This is a genomic window from Candidatus Kuenenia sp. (assembly GCF_027493735.1).
GTDB classification, from domain to species: domain Bacteria; phylum Planctomycetota; class Brocadiia; order Brocadiales; family Brocadiaceae; genus Kuenenia; species Kuenenia stuttgartiensis_A.
The window spans coordinates 169,034-185,062 of the sequence record NZ_JAOSKF010000019.1 but is presented as its reverse complement, the minus strand read 5'-3'; the positions used below and the strand labels follow the sequence as shown (position 1 = coordinate 185,062).

At 39.7% G+C, this 16,029-nt stretch carries 17 protein-coding genes and 1 pseudogene; 5 read left to right on the top strand and 13 right to left on the bottom strand.

Annotation, left to right across the window (positions count from 1 at the left end; genetic code table 11):
• Window positions 1–555: 555 nt before the first annotated feature.
• Together M5U24_RS12275 and M5U24_RS18520 are read right to left on the bottom strand one after the other, a co-directional pair.
• Window positions 556–1,740 (bottom strand): CBS domain-containing protein, encoded by a 1,185-nt coding sequence (locus tag M5U24_RS12275; protein ID WP_099326547.1) that lies wholly within the window; start codon window positions 1,738–1,740, stop codon window positions 556–558.
• Between the two features lie 318 nt (window positions 1,741–2,058).
• Window positions 2,059–2,163, bottom strand: a pseudogene (locus M5U24_RS18520) (transposase); the annotation flags it as partial.
• A 115-nt stretch (window positions 2,164–2,278) separates the two neighbouring features.
• Between M5U24_RS18520 and tnpA the strand changes: the two are divergent.
• Complete coding sequence (gene tnpA / locus M5U24_RS12265) at window positions 2,279–2,704, top strand: IS200/IS605 family transposase (protein WP_099326096.1); 426 nt, start codon at window positions 2,279–2,281, stop codon at window positions 2,702–2,704.
• 67 nt (window positions 2,705–2,771) lie between these two features.
• Here tnpA and M5U24_RS12260 read toward each other — a convergent pair whose 3' ends face one another.
• The 9 genes from M5U24_RS12260 to aroF all read right to left on the bottom strand — a co-directional run bounded on the left by M5U24_RS12260 (window position 2,772) and on the right by aroF (window position 10,849).
• Window positions 2,772–3,110: a transposase gene (locus tag M5U24_RS12260; RefSeq protein WP_099326545.1), complete on the bottom strand. Its 339-nt coding sequence runs from the start codon at window positions 3,108–3,110 to the stop codon at window positions 2,772–2,774.
• A 176-nt stretch (window positions 3,111–3,286) separates the two neighbouring features.
• On the bottom strand, window positions 3,287–3,490 hold the full coding sequence (locus tag M5U24_RS12255) for a helix-turn-helix domain-containing protein (protein ID WP_099326544.1): 204 nt from the start codon (window positions 3,488–3,490) through the stop codon (window positions 3,287–3,289).
• A gap of 180 nt (window positions 3,491–3,670) precedes the next feature.
• Window positions 3,671–4,303 (bottom strand): endonuclease III, encoded by a 633-nt coding sequence (gene nth, locus M5U24_RS12250; protein WP_099327113.1) that lies wholly within the window; start codon window positions 4,301–4,303, stop codon window positions 3,671–3,673.
• A gap of 401 nt (window positions 4,304–4,704) precedes the next feature.
• Complete coding sequence (argS, locus tag M5U24_RS12245; RefSeq protein WP_099326543.1) at window positions 4,705–6,402, bottom strand: arginine--tRNA ligase; 1,698 nt, start codon at window positions 6,400–6,402, stop codon at window positions 4,705–4,707.
• A gap of 234 nt (window positions 6,403–6,636) precedes the next feature.
• A complete protein-coding gene (trpS, locus tag M5U24_RS12240) occupies window positions 6,637–7,614 on the bottom strand; it encodes a tryptophan--tRNA ligase (protein WP_298202594.1) in 978 nt (325 codons plus the stop codon).
• 92 nt (window positions 7,615–7,706) lie between these two features.
• Window positions 7,707–8,894 (bottom strand): aminotransferase class I/II-fold pyridoxal phosphate-dependent enzyme, encoded by a 1,188-nt coding sequence (locus M5U24_RS12235; RefSeq protein WP_099326541.1) that lies wholly within the window; start codon window positions 8,892–8,894, stop codon window positions 7,707–7,709.
• A gap of 27 nt (window positions 8,895–8,921) precedes the next feature.
• The gene (locus M5U24_RS12230; RefSeq protein WP_099326540.1) at window positions 8,922–9,422 is read right to left on the bottom strand and encodes a pyridoxamine 5'-phosphate oxidase family protein; all 501 of its coding nucleotides are present in this window, start codon (window positions 9,420–9,422) and stop codon (window positions 8,922–8,924) included.
• A 97-nt stretch (window positions 9,423–9,519) separates the two neighbouring features.
• Window positions 9,520–9,774: a hypothetical protein gene (locus tag M5U24_RS12225; protein ID WP_099326539.1), complete on the bottom strand. Its 255-nt coding sequence runs from the start codon at window positions 9,772–9,774 to the stop codon at window positions 9,520–9,522.
• A gap of 58 nt (window positions 9,775–9,832) precedes the next feature.
• Window positions 9,833–10,849: a 3-deoxy-7-phosphoheptulonate synthase gene (gene aroF / locus M5U24_RS12220; protein ID WP_099326538.1), complete on the bottom strand. Its 1,017-nt coding sequence runs from the start codon at window positions 10,847–10,849 to the stop codon at window positions 9,833–9,835.
• A gap of 487 nt (window positions 10,850–11,336) precedes the next feature.
• Here aroF and M5U24_RS12215 point away from each other — a divergent pair, with 487 nt between their 5' ends.
• From M5U24_RS12215 to speY, 3 genes are all read left to right on the top strand, one after another.
• The gene (locus M5U24_RS12215) at window positions 11,337–11,672 is read left to right on the top strand and encodes a hypothetical protein (RefSeq protein ID WP_164994956.1); all 336 of its coding nucleotides are present in this window, start codon (window positions 11,337–11,339) and stop codon (window positions 11,670–11,672) included.
• A gap of 151 nt (window positions 11,673–11,823) precedes the next feature.
• Complete coding sequence (locus M5U24_RS12210; RefSeq protein ID WP_298202591.1) at window positions 11,824–12,879, top strand: glycosyltransferase family 9 protein; 1,056 nt, start codon at window positions 11,824–11,826, stop codon at window positions 12,877–12,879.
• 204 nt (window positions 12,880–13,083) lie between these two features.
• A complete protein-coding gene (gene speY / locus M5U24_RS12205) occupies window positions 13,084–14,178 on the top strand; it encodes a deoxyhypusine synthase (RefSeq protein ID WP_099326535.1) in 1,095 nt (364 codons plus the stop codon).
• A gap of 423 nt (window positions 14,179–14,601) precedes the next feature.
• Here the strand turns inward: speY and M5U24_RS12200 are convergent, their stop codons facing one another.
• Both M5U24_RS12200 and M5U24_RS12195 read right to left on the bottom strand, forming a co-directional pair.
• Window positions 14,602–15,177, bottom strand: a complete 576-nt coding sequence (locus M5U24_RS12200; RefSeq protein ID WP_099326534.1) for a hypothetical protein — start codon at window positions 15,175–15,177, stop codon at window positions 14,602–14,604.
• Between the two features lie 95 nt (window positions 15,178–15,272).
• Window positions 15,273–15,422: a hypothetical protein gene (locus M5U24_RS12195; RefSeq protein WP_157820713.1), complete on the bottom strand. Its 150-nt coding sequence runs from the start codon at window positions 15,420–15,422 to the stop codon at window positions 15,273–15,275.
• Between the two features lie 331 nt (window positions 15,423–15,753).
• Here M5U24_RS12195 and M5U24_RS12190 point away from each other — a divergent pair, with 331 nt between their 5' ends.
• Complete coding sequence (locus tag M5U24_RS12190) at window positions 15,754–15,984, top strand: hypothetical protein (protein ID WP_157820712.1); 231 nt, start codon at window positions 15,754–15,756, stop codon at window positions 15,982–15,984.
• Window positions 15,985–16,029: the final 45 nt, after the last annotated feature.

Sequence of the window (16,029 nt, the reverse complement as noted above, 5' to 3'; positions counted from 1 at the left end):
AGCCTTGGAACCGATCACGGCAATGTTTCGACTTGGTTCGTAATTGGAAACAGTGTAAACGGAGGGACATATGGAGAGTGGCCGGGATTACAGGAAGGAAATCTTTATTTACAGCGATATCTGTCGCACAATATCGAATACAGTAATGCGTTGGGTGAAGTGATTGCACGTCATTTCGGAAATCCCGCCAGTATATCAACGGTCTCGCCAGGTCATATTTATCAACCTGTTGAATTTCTATAGCCTTTTCGTGAAAGATTTCCTTCGGGTGTTTGTAGTAAAAGGTGATAATGGTTTGGTATTAAACAATATGCGACTATTTTAATGTATAGTCTTCATTTGTCGAGAAAATGTTTCCCCTTCGTCTTCCTCTGTTCATGATACGATCCCAAGCTCCAGGATATTGTATTCTTAGAGGTCTTGTCATAAGGGAAATATAACATTATCCGAAAGCAAAGTCAGTAGCAGAATTGACCAGTACCCTCCATACCGTCTCTCTCACGAACGTCCCCAATTCCAATGTATGCTAATCATTTCAGGCTGGAAATTTGTTTTTTATGATTTCCGTGTGTCCTTTTTTGAAAGTCCACTTCGCCTGCGTTGTTTCTCAATTAATGTTGTAGCCTCTTGTATTCCATCGATAAACCTTCTCTGTTTGGTAGCGGCAACAATTGCTTTTCCAGCAATAGGAGTAACGATAACGGTGATATTAAACATCATCGTATGACCTTTTGGGTTTTTAGGCTCTTCGGAGGTGACTTCGATTTTTTTAATTTTCATCCGTTTTTTTAACTTCCTGCCAAATAACTCCAAATGTCTTGTCGCTTGTTCTAACTCTTTATTACTTACAGAATCGCCTGGTTTCTTGATAATAATAAGCGGAATATCTTCTTCTGGACGCAAAAGCACAACTGCTCGCAGGATGTCGCGTGTCGAGAGAAAACCAGTAGGTTTATTATGCTTATCTACCAGAATAATACTATCATGTGGAGAGGTGATAAGATGCGAAACAATTTCTGTTCTTGATGTATCGTCGGGCAAAGAGTCAACCAGTACCGTATAGTACTTACGGATAGGGTCGCTCTTTCTGAATTTCTTTTCTCCTGCCAATGAATAAAAGCCAACATGCGTTCCTTCCTTAGGAAATCTCATCTTTGCTGTAGGCTTGATAAGTGCCTGCATGAGATCGCTTCTGGTGACGATTCCTGCAAGGGATCCTTCAGCATTAACTATCACCATTCTTGAAACACCTTTTTCTTTAAGGTCATAGAATACATCTTTCACCGAGGCAGTAATCGGGGCTGTTATTGGGATATGCGGTTTTACTTTGCCACTTACAAACACTAACAAGCCAGGATCTTTAATAATTCCCTGCAATATATCTTTTCCATAAATCACACTCTGTAAGTCTCCATCTTTACTAAGTACCGGCAATATATATATCTTTGTAGATAGCATATATTCTGCAACTTGATAGACTGGCGTTTCTTCTGTAATGGCAGGTGGTTTAAAAACTATAGATGATACTTTTGTGGTATAAGGAAAATTGCTGGAATAAAGTGTCTTGAAAGGAGATATCAGTCCGAGAAATTCATCATTATTATCAAAGATAAAGACTGCCTCATGGCTTGAACGGACACGAGATAAGACGCTACCAAGCGAATTTTGTGCCCTACTTCGAACAATTGATGCTAACGAAGAAACATACTTTTTAATAGTGGGCGGTTGTGTATTAGTCATAGGCACAAGATACCACTATTCTGTCCTCCATGTCAACAAAAATATAGGGTACTGCTCACACCCTTATCCCACCATCTTGGAACTAACATTGGGGCTTTAATTCTGTCCCCAATTCTCAATCACATCAAGGCCTTCCATTCGTGTATAGTCAAACAAATCGTAACACTTTAGTTTTTTAAAATTTGCTCGCCAATAATTCGAAAATTTTAAGTTAAAAGAGTAAGCAATTCATCTGCTTCGACAAGCTCAGCAAAACATATACTCGTTAATATTTTTGAAAAAACTTAAACATTTGTTTTTAAACTTCCCATAAGTATCATAATACTTATTATACAATATTTTTTTGCAAAAGAATTTCCATAATCTTTCAATGAGGTTTAGATTAGGTGAATAGGAAGGGAGAAATTTGATCTTTATTAATAATGTGGAAAACCACGCCCTGTGGGCGTGGTCAGAGTTTAAAGGCTTTGCCAGTAAAACGACTCATTGTTACAATCTAAGTTGAGTTGTCCCCACAACATCAACAAAGGAGTAACAAATGAGTCGATTTCGCAAATTATCGCATACGATATGGCATTGTCAATATCATATTCTTTGGACACCAAAATATCGTCTAAGAATACTTACTGGTCAAGTAGCAGAAGAAGTAGGTAAGTGTATCAGAGCATTTTCTGAACAAAAAGGCTGTGAAGTTGTTGAGTTAAATGTACAAATTGACCATGTTCATCTGCTTGTCATGGTAGTACCCAAGATATCGATATCCGATTTTGTAGGTATAATCAAAGGCAGAACAGCTATTCGAGTTTTCAATAAGTTTCGACATTTGAAGCAAAAACCTTATTGGGGTAATCATTTCTGGTCGAGAGGTTACTGTGTCGATACCGTTGGTTTGGATACGGAAAAGATACGTAAATATGTGAAATATCAAGAGCAGAAAGAGCGCCAAGAAGAGTCACAACGGTAAATTTAAAATGGGGACAACTCAACCTTGCTTCCTTTGGAAGGAAGGCATTTTCATCCCCTTATAGGGGTTATCCCAAAGCCACCTGCTCCGCGGGTGGATTCTTTACTCTCGAATTTGCAAGGTATTCTTTGACCAACTTAGACCTGTAATATTTAGCATTATCAGAGATTATGTAAATAGTACCGGCTTGAGCATACCTTGACTCTATTTCATGGAAAAGCTTTATTGTTGATTGAGCATTGATGCTTTCATCTTCCCGGATTGTTACTTCAAAGGTTTCTATGTCAATAGCACCGTTTAAATTTATTCTTTTCCTGCCGGTATTAGAGGGTATTTCCTTCTTTTTGCCTTTCTCTATCCAGCAATATGCAGACGTAGAATTGTGCTGTGGATGCACTCCATCCATAAAAAGTATCTTATCTCCTTCGGGTGTATAGATTTTATTGAATGTTTGTTTTACATATTCAACAATTTATTTTGCCACGCTATAGTTGTTTTTTCCTGATATGATCTTTTAATTGTTCTTCTTGTTCGCAGGTGGGTTTTGGCATACAGCCAATATAATTGTCAGATAAAATCCCGTCAAAAACCTTTATCTTTGTATAGTTTTTCGTAATTCCTGATTGTTTGATCGTCTAACAAGAGCGCTTCTGCTACTTCTTCATAACTCCATCCTGAATCAAGAAGAAGTATCGCTTTGATTCGGTCGGCATGATGTCTATGAGGCTCTTTCTTATGTACTTTTTTAAGTTCTATTCGGGTTTTTTCACTGAGAAATGGATTCATGCAGAATTTAATACTCCAGAAACACTTCAAATGCAAGAAAAAAACAGGTTTTTATAAAAATAAATGCTTTTGACTATATTAAACCGCATAACGGTAAAATATACGTACAAAGTGAGGTGGGAAAGGGCACTACTTTTATCATCGAACTTCCCGCCATGGAATCCCTTTAAAAACTAAAGCCTATACTATTTTATCTTTTGAATTGCATAATTTCTCTACGACGCACTCTTTGCACAACGGTTTTCTGGCAATACAGGTTAGCCTACCATGTGTCCCCATGACAAGGCAGGACTGTGTCCATTTCTTTTGCGGGATAATCCTGCACAATTCGATTTCCACCTTATCTGGATTATTGAATTTGGCAAAATCTAACCGGTGCGAAACACGGAATACATGCGTATCCACCGCTATCGCCTGCTTGCCAAAGACGTTACCAAGCAGCACACTTGCCGTCTTTCTTCCTACCCCAGGAAGCGTCAAAAGTTCTTCCATAGTTTCCGGCACCTTGCCATGAAACCTTTCCTCTAATGCCTTCGCGCACGCAATAATGTTTTTCGCCTTGTTCCTGTAAAAACCGGTCGGCCGTATTTCCTGTTCAAAAACATCCTGCTGTGCAAAAGCATATTCTTTCGCCGATTTGTATTTTGTGAACAAAATTTCCGTCACCTTGTTTACCCGTTCATCTGTACATTGAGCTGCCAATATCGTCGCTATCAGCAATTCCAGGGGATTTTTATATCGAAGAATGAGTTTGGGGTCCGGGTACGCCTTTTCAAGGAGTGATAAGATTTTTCTTGTTCGTTCTTCGGTCATAAGATTAATTAGGTTGGATTTTAAAAGACAACAAAAACCCAACGACATTCATTTTTACCCACCCCTCAATCCCCTCCCAAGAGGGGACTTATCAAATTCCCCTCTTGGGAGAGGCAGGGGTGGGTTTGTTCATTGGTTAACTAAAAATATTAAATTTAGGCAGATTTTTAGTAACTATTCAGCGTAATTTATTAAACTACCGGAGATCAGAGCGCAACTCGTTCCCAAACCTTGTACTGAACATAGTGAAGTATCTGTTCGGGAACGAGCCGTGTATCGTTTACGCTGAATAGTTACGATTTTTCTTCAAAAAACTAAAATATTACTACAATTGTGTTCCCAAGCCGGCGCTTGGGAACAAGAATGAGGAATCTACAAATATTTGTGAATGCTCCCCTTGTTTACATTTCCACAGGCGCCTGCATGCCAAGGATTTTTAAACCATTTTTTATGATTTGCCTGGCGGCATCTACCAGAAGTATTCTTGCTTTTGTAAGCCCTTCATCTTCGGATAATACCCTGTGAGCATTATAGAACTTATTTACACCGGCACAAATATCAATAAGATAATTACTCACTAATGACGGCTCATAAAACTGTGCCGCTTTTAGTACTACAAAGGGATATTGCCATAGATTCTTTATAAGATGAATGGCATCATCTTCATTTAATAATGGATAATCAATGTCCGTAGTTACATCTTTTCCATATTTCCTCAAAATGCTGCAAAGACGGGCGTGAGTATACTGCACATAAGGTCCCGTCTCTCCTTCAAAATTTAATACGGTATCCCAATCAAATATTACATCCTTGTTTCGTTTTGTGCTTAAATCAGCAAATATAACCGCCCCAATACCCACATCCCTTGCAACCATTTCCTTGTCCTTTAGCAAAGGATTCTTTTCTTCAATAATCCTTTTGATACGGTCTACTGCCTCAATTAATAAGTCTTCCAACAATATGACCCGCCCCTTGCGGGTGGACATCTTGCCCTCTTTAAATTTCATAAGGCCGAAATCCACATGGACACACTGGCTTGCCCAGTCATATCCCATTAACTCCAAAACCTTAAATATCTGACAAAAGTGAAGTTTTTGTTCAGAACCAACTACATAAATCATTTTTTCAAAATCATATACAGATTTCCGGTACTCTGCCGCTGCAATGTCGCGTGTTGCATAAAGTGTTGTACCGTCCTTTTTTCTAAGCAAACATGGCGGCATATTATACGCCTCGAGATTTACGATTAATGCCTGCTCGCTGATACAGGCTAACCCTTTCTTCTTAATCCCCGATACTGTATCCTCAACCATTGTATTGTAAAAACTCTCGCCAACAAAGGCGTCAAAATGAATCCCTAGCATCTTATATATCCTTTGAAACTCTTTAAGGCTGATATCCTTGAAACGTTCCCATAACTCCATCGCCTCTGCGTCTCCTGCCTCCAGTTTTTTAAACCATTCCCTCGCTTCGTCCTCCAGATGATTATCCTTTTCCGCTTCACGATGAAAGGTAACGTAGAGTTTGTTTAAGTCGGTAATGGTATGTTGTTCGAGATCCTTTTCTCCCCATTTTCTATATGCAACAATCAATTGACCAAACTGCGTCCCCCAATCACCAAGATGGTTGATCCCTATGCATTTGTACCCTAAATTCCCGTAAATATTATACAGTGCATTTCCAATTAATGCCGAGCGAAGATGATGGACGGCAAGGTGTTTTGCGATGTTTGGGGAGGAGTAATCAATAACAACGGTTTTCCCCTTGCCAATGGTATCGCAGCCATATGTGTCACCTTCATTCACAATTTTCTTTAAAACAACCGCAGAGAATATTGCCTTGTCTAAAAACAAATTCAGATAGGGGCCTGTTGCTTCTATCTTATTTATCGGGCTAACAGGATGCAGGAGGTCGGCTAATTCTGAAGCAATCTTCGCGGGAGGTTTTTTCAGCATTTTTGAAAGACTGAAGCAGGGAAATGCATAATCCCCCATCTTTGGGTCAGGAGGTATTTCAATGTATTTATCTATTTCGTCTTCGGAAAGATTTGTTTTTGCTGCTAATAAAGAAACTATTGTTTTCTTGAATTGGTCTGACATCTTTTCTTTTTCTATAATTCTGGAAAAACGCTTATGTTCGCTAAAATAAGTGGGAATGGAGTCTGAGGTGTGCCACAAGGCGGTAAATATGTTTCGCTTCTTAGTACCTTATCAGTAATTTCTTTGCATTTATTGGCAAAATATTTACTGGTCTCTTCTACAGTCTTCAATATACAGTCGGCGGTCGGCAAATTGCAGACTGTGGACTGCCGATTGCTTTTAGTTGCTCATTATCTAAGTCAGTCCCATTTGTCTTCGTACTTCTGCCATGGTAATCTCCGCCATGTTCTTAGACTTTTTCGCGCCTTCGTGCAATATATCAATTATAGAATGCTTATCTTTTATTAACTCTTCATATTTTTCCCGTATGGGAGATAATGCTTTTATGATATTTTCATACAATATTTTTTTGCATTCAACACAACCTATCTCCGCAGTACGGCATTCCCTGTTGATTCGTTCTATTTGTTCAATGGAAGAATAATGCTTATGTAAAGTAAAAAGGTTGCATATTTCAGGATTCCCCGGGTCTGTCCGTCTCTTCCGATTCTCATCCGTTACCGCTGTAGACAATTTTTTCCATATAGACTCAGAAGATTCTACCAACGAGATATAATTATCCCTACTTTTGCTCATCTTTGTCTTCCCATCAATGCCCATAATCCTTGGGGCATCTGAAAGTATTTCTTTCGGGTCAGGAAATATTTCTCCGTACCGCGAATTAAACTTTCGGGCAATCTCTCTTGCCAATTCTATATGCTGTACCTGGTCTTCACCAATAGGCACCGCTTCCGCCTTATAAACCAATATATCTGCCGCCTGCAAGACGGGGTAGGTAAATAAACCAGCATTAATATTATCCCTGTGCTGCTTTGCCTTATCTTTGAACTGAGTCATTCTTTCCAGGTGACCCATAGGCGTCACAGTATTCAGTATCCAGGCAAGTTCCGTGTGTTCCGGTACATGAGATTGCACAAAGAGGATGCATTTATTTGGGTCAAGTCCGGCTGCAATATTAACTGCCGCAGCGTTAATAATTCGGTTTTGCATTTCTTTAGGGTCGTATTCGACCGTTATCGCATGGTAATCGACAATACAGAAAATACAATCGTATCGATCAATCATCCCTACCCAATTCTTTATTGCACCCAGATAGTTTCCTATATGAACTTCCCCGCTCGGCTGGATTCCGCTAAATAATCGTTTTTTCATAATTTTCCGGATATATCTCAAACAACATTAAACTATGTATTCAGATTGCAAACCTGAACCCGCCAGGCATTGTGTCACTAATTTCCCTATCATCATATAATTTTTGATAGTTGTTCCTCTATCCGCTTTGCAGCCTTTTTTGTATCTTCGATACCGGGAACCAACGCGAATCGGACATATCCCTCACCTGGATTTATACCGCTTTCTGTTTTATCACTGATCCATCCTCCCGGCGTAGTTACTATGGCGATGTCTGGAGAAAGAAGCTTTTTAGCAAATTCCACCGAACTCATTCCCTGAGGCACTTTCTGCCATAAATAGATGGTAGCCTCAGGGGTGCAATCGGGAAGATTGATTTTTTTGAATGCGGTAACGAGCAGGTCTCTCTTCAGTTTATAATCAGCCCGCATTTCCCCGACGTGTGTTTCGTCACTCAATGCAGCGATTGCGCCATCCTGTATAAAGGTGGGCGTCCCTGAATCAATATTCGTTTTCACCTTTTTAAAAACATCAACAATCTTTTTGTCTCCTGCAACCCAGCCGATGCGGTAACACGTCATTGCGCTTCTCTTAGACAACGAATTAAAAACAATGACCCCCTCTTTTGCCACTTCAAGAATACTGTGCGGCGGTTCATTAAAATATATCTCACTGTATGCCTCATCCGATGCAACAATAATGTTATGCCTTTTGCCAAATTCCACTGCTTCTTTTAAATAAGACAACGGCGCAACGGCCCCTGTCGGGCTGTTCGGGTAATTAAGCCATAAAATCTTCGCCCTTTTGCATACCTCTTCCGGGATCGATTTCAAGTCCATAAGAAAATTATTTTCTTTCAGAAGCGGCACATAATAGGGCGTACCCTCGGCAAACAATGTTCCTCGTGTGTATGGGGGATATCCGGGAGTAGGAATTATTACATAGTCGCCGGGATCAATGAACCCTTCATGAAAGTTAAAAATCCCCTCTTTTGATCCAATTGTGGAAGAAATCTCTGTGGAAGGGTCTAACGTGACTCCGAATCTTTTCTTTGTCCATTGTGCGATTGTTTGCCTAAACTCGGCGGTACCAATATAGCTTGGGTATCCTGACGACTTACGCTTCGTGATCCCCTCCTGCGTCGCCTTGCGAATGATCTCAGGAGTGGGAACGGTCGGGTCTCCTACTCCAAAATCAATCGGGGTAACTCCCATTGCTCTCAACTTTTCAACTTCCTTATCTACCTCTGCAAACGCATAAGCGCCAATAGACTGTAATCTTTTTGAAACAATAATCTCCATAATAATCTTTCCTCAATATTAAATTATTTACTTTTTTGCAGGATCGGCATGCGCGGGTCTGGCAGGACTTCTCTTCGCAGTCATTTCATTGATCTGTATTTCGAGTACATTGGTCCTGCTCAGCGCTGCGTCAGTGAATGGGGTTTTAGGATTCTGTGGGGCGTATTTTTCAGCAAGTTTCTGTAAGGCATAATTCTTTTCTTCATGGTCAGTTACTTCCTTTATTGTGCCAAATAAAACTACTGAGCGATACGCAACAGAAGAAGCACACGTTGGTTGTTTCACAATGATCTCTGCTACATCATCAACTTCAAAGCAAACATTCCGGTTAATACGGATATTCTCCAGTTTTTTCCCTTCGTTTGCACAGTGAAGAAATATTTTCAGCGCTTCACTGTCATAAGTAAAATTCATCGGTGTGATATAAGGGATTTCCCGGCAACATGTACCTAGTCTGCCTGTTTTTACCTTTGTCAATATTTCATCAATTTCTTTTCGATCCGTAATCTCTTTATCTCGTCTGCGCATAAGAAATCTGGTAATCCCCCGCCATGTAAAATATCACAGACTTACTGTGATTATGATGTCTTTAATCTCTTACACTGCATTTGCATACGTAGTACGATTAAAACTTATCTTCATCCTCATCTTCAAAATCTTCATCTTCATCCTCAAAATCTTCGTCTTCATCATTGAAATCATGAACTTCGGACATCATTGATGCCGTGCTGGATATGAGCGAACTCATCGATTGGCAGAGCAGATGAACTATCTCGGCTTGAGTTTTTCGTTCATTGCTATCTTTCACTTTGTGCATTTCTTTCAAACTGTGCAATGTTTCATTTGAGAGTTGTTCTATTACTTTTTCAATATATTCCATACTAAGGTTCCTTTTAAAAAAAATGGATAATAAATAACAACAAGGTCTGACTATTACTTTATATCTCTCTTCCTACTGCCCTGGCAACAGGTTTCAATTCCTCCATCAGTTGCGCAAAAGCATCAAGATCAATTGTTTGAGGTCCGTCCACAAACGATTTTTCAGGGTCCGGGTGTGTTTCTATAATTAAACCATCTGCGCCAACCGCAATGGCCCCCTTCGACATGGGGTTCACAAGAGAGCGTTTTCCAGTACCATGGCTGGGATCAACAATAACAGGTAAATGTGTCATTTCTTTCAGTACCGGCACAATGCTCAACGACAAGGTGAAGCGCGTAAACGTCTCAAATGTTCTAATCCCCCTTTCACACAAAATCACGTTAGGATTATTTTGTGATAATATATATTCCGCTGCAAGCAGAAATTCATCATGAGTCGCCGACATACCTCGTTTTAAGATTACCGGCTTTCCGGACTCACCTACTGCCCGCAAAAGCAGGAAATTTTGCATATTGCGGGTTCCGACTTGCAATATGTCACTATATTTGCTCACTAATTTAACATGCTCAGGGGTCAGAATTTCTGTAACTATTGGCAACCCCGTAACATCACGGGCATGGGCCATGTGTATCAAGCCCTCCTCCATAAGGCCCTGGAACGTGTACGGATTGCTTCTGGGTTTAAAAGCACCTCCCCGTATTGCGGTAGCGCCTGCATCTTTCACTCTCTTTGCAATCTCAACGATCTGCTCCTTGCTCTCTATCGCACACGGACCTGCTATTACCGCAATCTTTTCCCCCCCGATAGTTTTGCCATTTGGCAGATGTATTATCGTATTAAAATCCTTCCCTTCCCTGCTTGCCAGCTTATAAGGCGCTAATATAGGAACGCTCTTTTCCACCCCTGGCAATACATCCCAAAAATCCTGCGGCAAAATGCGTTCATCACCAATTACCGCAATCACATTCCTGTTTGTTCCCTGCAAAAGAACGCCTTTTAAGCCGGTCTTCTCAATTTCTTTAAGGACATGAGCAACATCTTCTTTTGTCGACTCAGCCTTCATCACAATGATCATTGGCTATACCCCCAACCATATAATTCTATATAATCCTATAGGCAAAAAAAAACCCTAAAACCATTAGTTTTAGGGTAACAAATCAATCTTTTTATACAATACCAAACCCTAAGAACACCTAATTCTATAGTAAAAATAGTTAAAATACATATTTCTCCCCCCCTATTATTTATGAACCTCGAAAAGCTAACATATTGATATATTTAATGTCAAGATTATTTTGAGGTCAAGTAATGCGGTAAAATTCCAATGCCCAAATTACAAAATCCGTAACATTTTGATTGCGGGTTTGCCGCTCTATGAAATTTTCTGTTATTCTTTTGTTAGAATATGGGAATGCACCTCATCTCTGATCTTTGTCGACTTGCTATTGAGAAAATTCTTGACCTGAGAAGCAAATTCACATAGGATTTTATTTTAGATGAAGATACATAATGAAGGTGCTTAATAAAGAAAAAGCATTACCCCTTAATAAAGGAGAAACGGAATGGCTAAAGTTAAATGCCCCGGTAGTATAAGAAACGCTACCCCTACACCAATCGACCGGAAATGTAATAATTGCGGCTGTGATGTTGAAATGTGGAGTGACGAGGAAAAGGCAGATTGCCCGAAATGCGGAACTACCATATTTAAAGACAAGGTGCCCACCTGTGTTGAGTGGTGCAGTTCTGCCGAAGAGTGCATGGGTGACATCCTCGATGTGAAAAAAATCAAAGAAGAAGCCAGAAAACGAGCAGAAAAAGATGGAGACCCCAAGTTTGTAGAAAAGGTTTCTGAAATGATAAAGAAGAAGAGGGAAGAGAAGGGATGTGACTCTGAATAAATTAAAATTGTTTCACTTTGTTTCTTAAGCTGGCATAGCCAGAACCAAACAAGCACGAAATAAAAAAAACGAAATTCGAAGTACGAACGAAACACGAAACAAACCCCAAAAATCCTCCCCCTTACCCCCAAAAGGGGGAGGATTAAATTGAGTGTTTCGTATTTCATCGTTTAATATTTTGTCAAAAATTGCAAAGAAATTGCCGCCAGAAAAACACATACTCATCCTACGCCCTTGCGCTATCGGCGATCTTATTATTACCTTACCCGCCCTGCATGCTTTGCGAGAATACTTTCCAAACGCATACATTGAAATTATGGGCTATCCCTCATATCTGGAAATCGTTCATGGCCGTTTCTATGCCAATGCCATGAGCAGATTTGATCAGTCAGATGTTTCATCATTATTCAGAAAAAACGCGTTACTCCCTGATACGTTAACAAAAAGATTTTCAAAATTTGATTTAATCATTGCGTTTGTTTCTGATAAGGATACCATTTTCTCCGAAAATCTTAAAAAATCCGGGGCACGAAAGGTTCTTTGCTATAATCCTTTCCCCAATAATTCAGAACCAGTTCATATCAGTAATCATTTTCTGAATTTCCTGAAATTACTGGAAATACCATATTCAAACACTTCGCCAATTATCTACCTGAATGAGGAAGACCTGAAAGCCGGAAAGGATTTTTTTCGAGATAACGCCCCCAATGCCGGACAAAAAACAATAGCAATCCATCCCGGAAGCGGCAGTATCCACAAATCATGGCCCTTCATAAACTACTCTTCAATAATTCATTGGTTAATAGAGCGTCTTAACGCACAAATTTTTATTATAAAGGGGCCGGCAGATACCGTGGTCGCCAAAAATGCCGGTAATTTACCCAAAAAAAATATCTGCGTAATCGATAATCAACCACTGCCAAAACTCGCCGCAATATTACAACAGTGCGACCTCTTTATTGGCAATGATTCCGGCATTACCCACCTGGCCGCAGCAATGGGAATTTCTATGCTGTCAATATTTGGCCCTACCGATCCTGCAGTATGGGGTCCTCGCGGAAAATCAGTTAACATATGTTACCGCCCAACATCATGCAGCCCTTGTTCTGATGAAGTAAGAAAAACCTGTTTTCCGAAAATCTGTCTGGAATCTATTACTACCGAAAATATACAAAAAGAAATCCTGTGCTCTCTCCCGTTGTTGTAATCATAAAAGATGAAGCCTTTTTCAAAAAACCAAAGAGTTACCACATTTTTTATTATTCAATTGACTCAACTGGCACTGTGATATATATTTTATCGCTCTTTGCCCCTACTTTTTCAAAAAACTATATTGTTACGGATTAGGTACGATAGTTTATTGTAAATATTTTTCATAAGAAACCTTAACAAAAATAAAGAGTCTTCAACGATGCCTGATAAAACAAAACGAACGAACCAGTGTCAATTACAAAGAAAATATTTATGCAAACCGCAAATACTTCCGCAATTTTTGAAGAAGGGGATGAGCGTTAGTGATCTCGTTGACGTATTTAGCCATTCGGGGGCATTTAATGGAGGAAGACTCGCAGAGGCCTGCAAGCTTTACTGCCATATGCTTAGCAAAGATGTTACCGTCGGCGTAACGCTCTCCGGCGCAATGACCCCCACTGGCATGGGCGGAACTCTCATAAGCCTTATGGAAAAAGGATTTGTTGATTTTATTATCTCTACCGGCGCCAATCTCTACCACGATCTCCACTTTGCCTTAAACTTGCCCATTCATCAGGGAGATTTCCGGGTGGATGATACCGAATTATATCATGCTGGTATTGAACGAATTTATGATATTTTTATCACCGATGAACTGCTCCTGAAGACCGACAAATTTATCCAGGACGTAACAAAGGGGATTTCAAATACTGAACCTATTTCTACTGCTGATTTTCATTATCTGCTAGGGAAGGCGGTTCTCTCCGAAACGTCGTCACCGCAATTGAGTTTTGTCGCGCAGGCAGCAAAATATAATGTACCTGTCTTCGTTTCATCGCCCGGAGATTCATCCATCGGCATGAATTTGTCGTATCTGAAATTACAAGGAAACAACCTTGTAATCGATACCGATATTGATGTTATTCAATCCACTGCTATAGTATTTAACAGCACATTAAATGGTGTAGTAAGCATTGGAGGCGGCTCGCCAAAAAACTTCTATATGCAAACCCAGCCGACCCTTGCTCAAATACTCGATATAAATAAGGGGGGGCATGACTACTTTATTCAGATTACCACCGATGCGCCTCAATGGGGCGGGCTTTCCGGGGCAACGCCTAGTGAAGCTATTTCGTGGGGCAAAATGCGGATAGAAGAGATAAAGAACCACGTAGTTGTCTATTGTGACGCAACAATTGCAACGCCAATACTTGCCTCTTATGCATTATCAAAGGCAAAAGCACGCAAGAAAAAGCATTTGTACAGACAGTTGCCGCAATACGTAAACGAATTGAAAAAACACATGAAGAAATAATCGCTTGTTAAGGAAACAATGATTCCCTTTTCTATCAACCAATAGAAGTATTGCTGTTTTTCCTTACTATCATAACCCTGAACCAAACGTTTCATACTTTTAATCCAGCCTTCTATTGGCAGAACAAATGACAAATAAATTCCGAGCAGGGATTTTGTGATTTGGGCATTGGAATTTAACAGCAGTACATGGACTCATTATCCGTATAAACTCATGGGTTCAGGTTACAAATGTGAAATATTGAAAATTCTTAAGTCCTTGATATTGGGCTGGTTTCCTGTTTTACCTTGAAAATTCAGGGATTGTTGGAGTTATATCAATTCTATTCATTTCAATTAATTCTATCCTTTTGGATTGATTTTAGCGCAAATTTAGCACAAATACCGTACAACAGTTATAAGATAATTTAGAAATTAACTCACTTCATTGAGGCGGGTAATAATGATACGCCCCTTTTCGTTGCATACCGGGCAATAGTTTATACCGTATAAAAACCTTTATGCCATGCGCCTGACTATAGGTGCTCTTATCGAGTGTTTTTGGGCGATATGTCTTCCCTTCATCCCAGCGTCCATTATCTAAAATAACTATCTTATCTGTACTCTGTTCATATTTCTGGTCATCTCCAACATCAAAATAAAAGGCGTTGTTGTCATACGCTACCCAGATGTCTGTTTGATAGGTTATTTGTTTATCGTGGTGATAGAATGGAATCCTTTTCCTCTCGCCTCTCACCAGATCGAAGGACAAAGGTTCGTAACCTTTTCTTTCTCCGATAAAGGCAATGCTGCCTCCAGATATGTTCACCTGAATAATATCGCCGTAACGCGCATTCCTATAAAGCTGTAAAATGCGTTCCTTTTCTAATCTTATCGCCTCTGCATCTTCTCTTTCTTTTTGCTGCCGGTATTCTTCCTGCCTTTTTCTTCTTTCTTCGTCTATCTGATATTGCTTGGGAGCATTCCCGATTTTTTGTAAGCGTTCATGGAGTCGGGGCAAAACAACCCTGACAGGGTTTGAAACCCTGTCAGGGTTAACACTACTGTACGTTTTATTAAAACATGGCGGAAGTCACAAAAAATCGGGAATGCACCCTATTGCTTTGTAGTATGTTCCGCCTGCTGTTGTGGGCTCAAGGCTTGCCATTGTTCTTCTTTCGTGCCAAGAGGATATCTTTTTGCACAACCTTCAAAAAGGACAAGCAAGATCAACAAATATAAAATATAGTCTTGTTTTGTAATCATGGTGATCGCCTGTATATCTTTATACTAAAATTACCTTGATAAAATTTATATAAGGTTGAGAAATTAAAACCAATATACCAATTCCTTCCTCTATCCTGACGGTCTCTTGGCTTCGCATCATTTTTTGAATGATTCCAATTGCACAGTTATTTCTTCAGAGCCTCCACGGAGATACCCTGACTTGTTTATTATCATTTCTCGCGTTTCTTTAATGATTTGTCTGATGAAGCCAACTCCAGGAGCATACCAATCGTACTGTTCGGGAGGCGCAAAAGGGGTCACACCTTGATTAGTGATTATGCTGTTGGCAATAGAAGGTAATTTTGCTATCTTGTCTGACATGACAAGACAATGGCGCATAGAATTTGAAGTGGCTTACTATCACATCTTATCACGAGAAAATGAGCGAAGGAATATTTTTAATAACCAGGAAATCGGGAATTTGTTTGGTCTTGGTTATTCTTCCATAAGTTGGCGAGTAACTATTATGAAATCAAAGATATCTGAAGAAAATGAAATTAATAAACGATTAGAAGAAATTAAATCACTAATCAAGGTGTAACCCCTTTTGTTCATTTGACCCCTTTTGTTCATTCACAAATGTTTC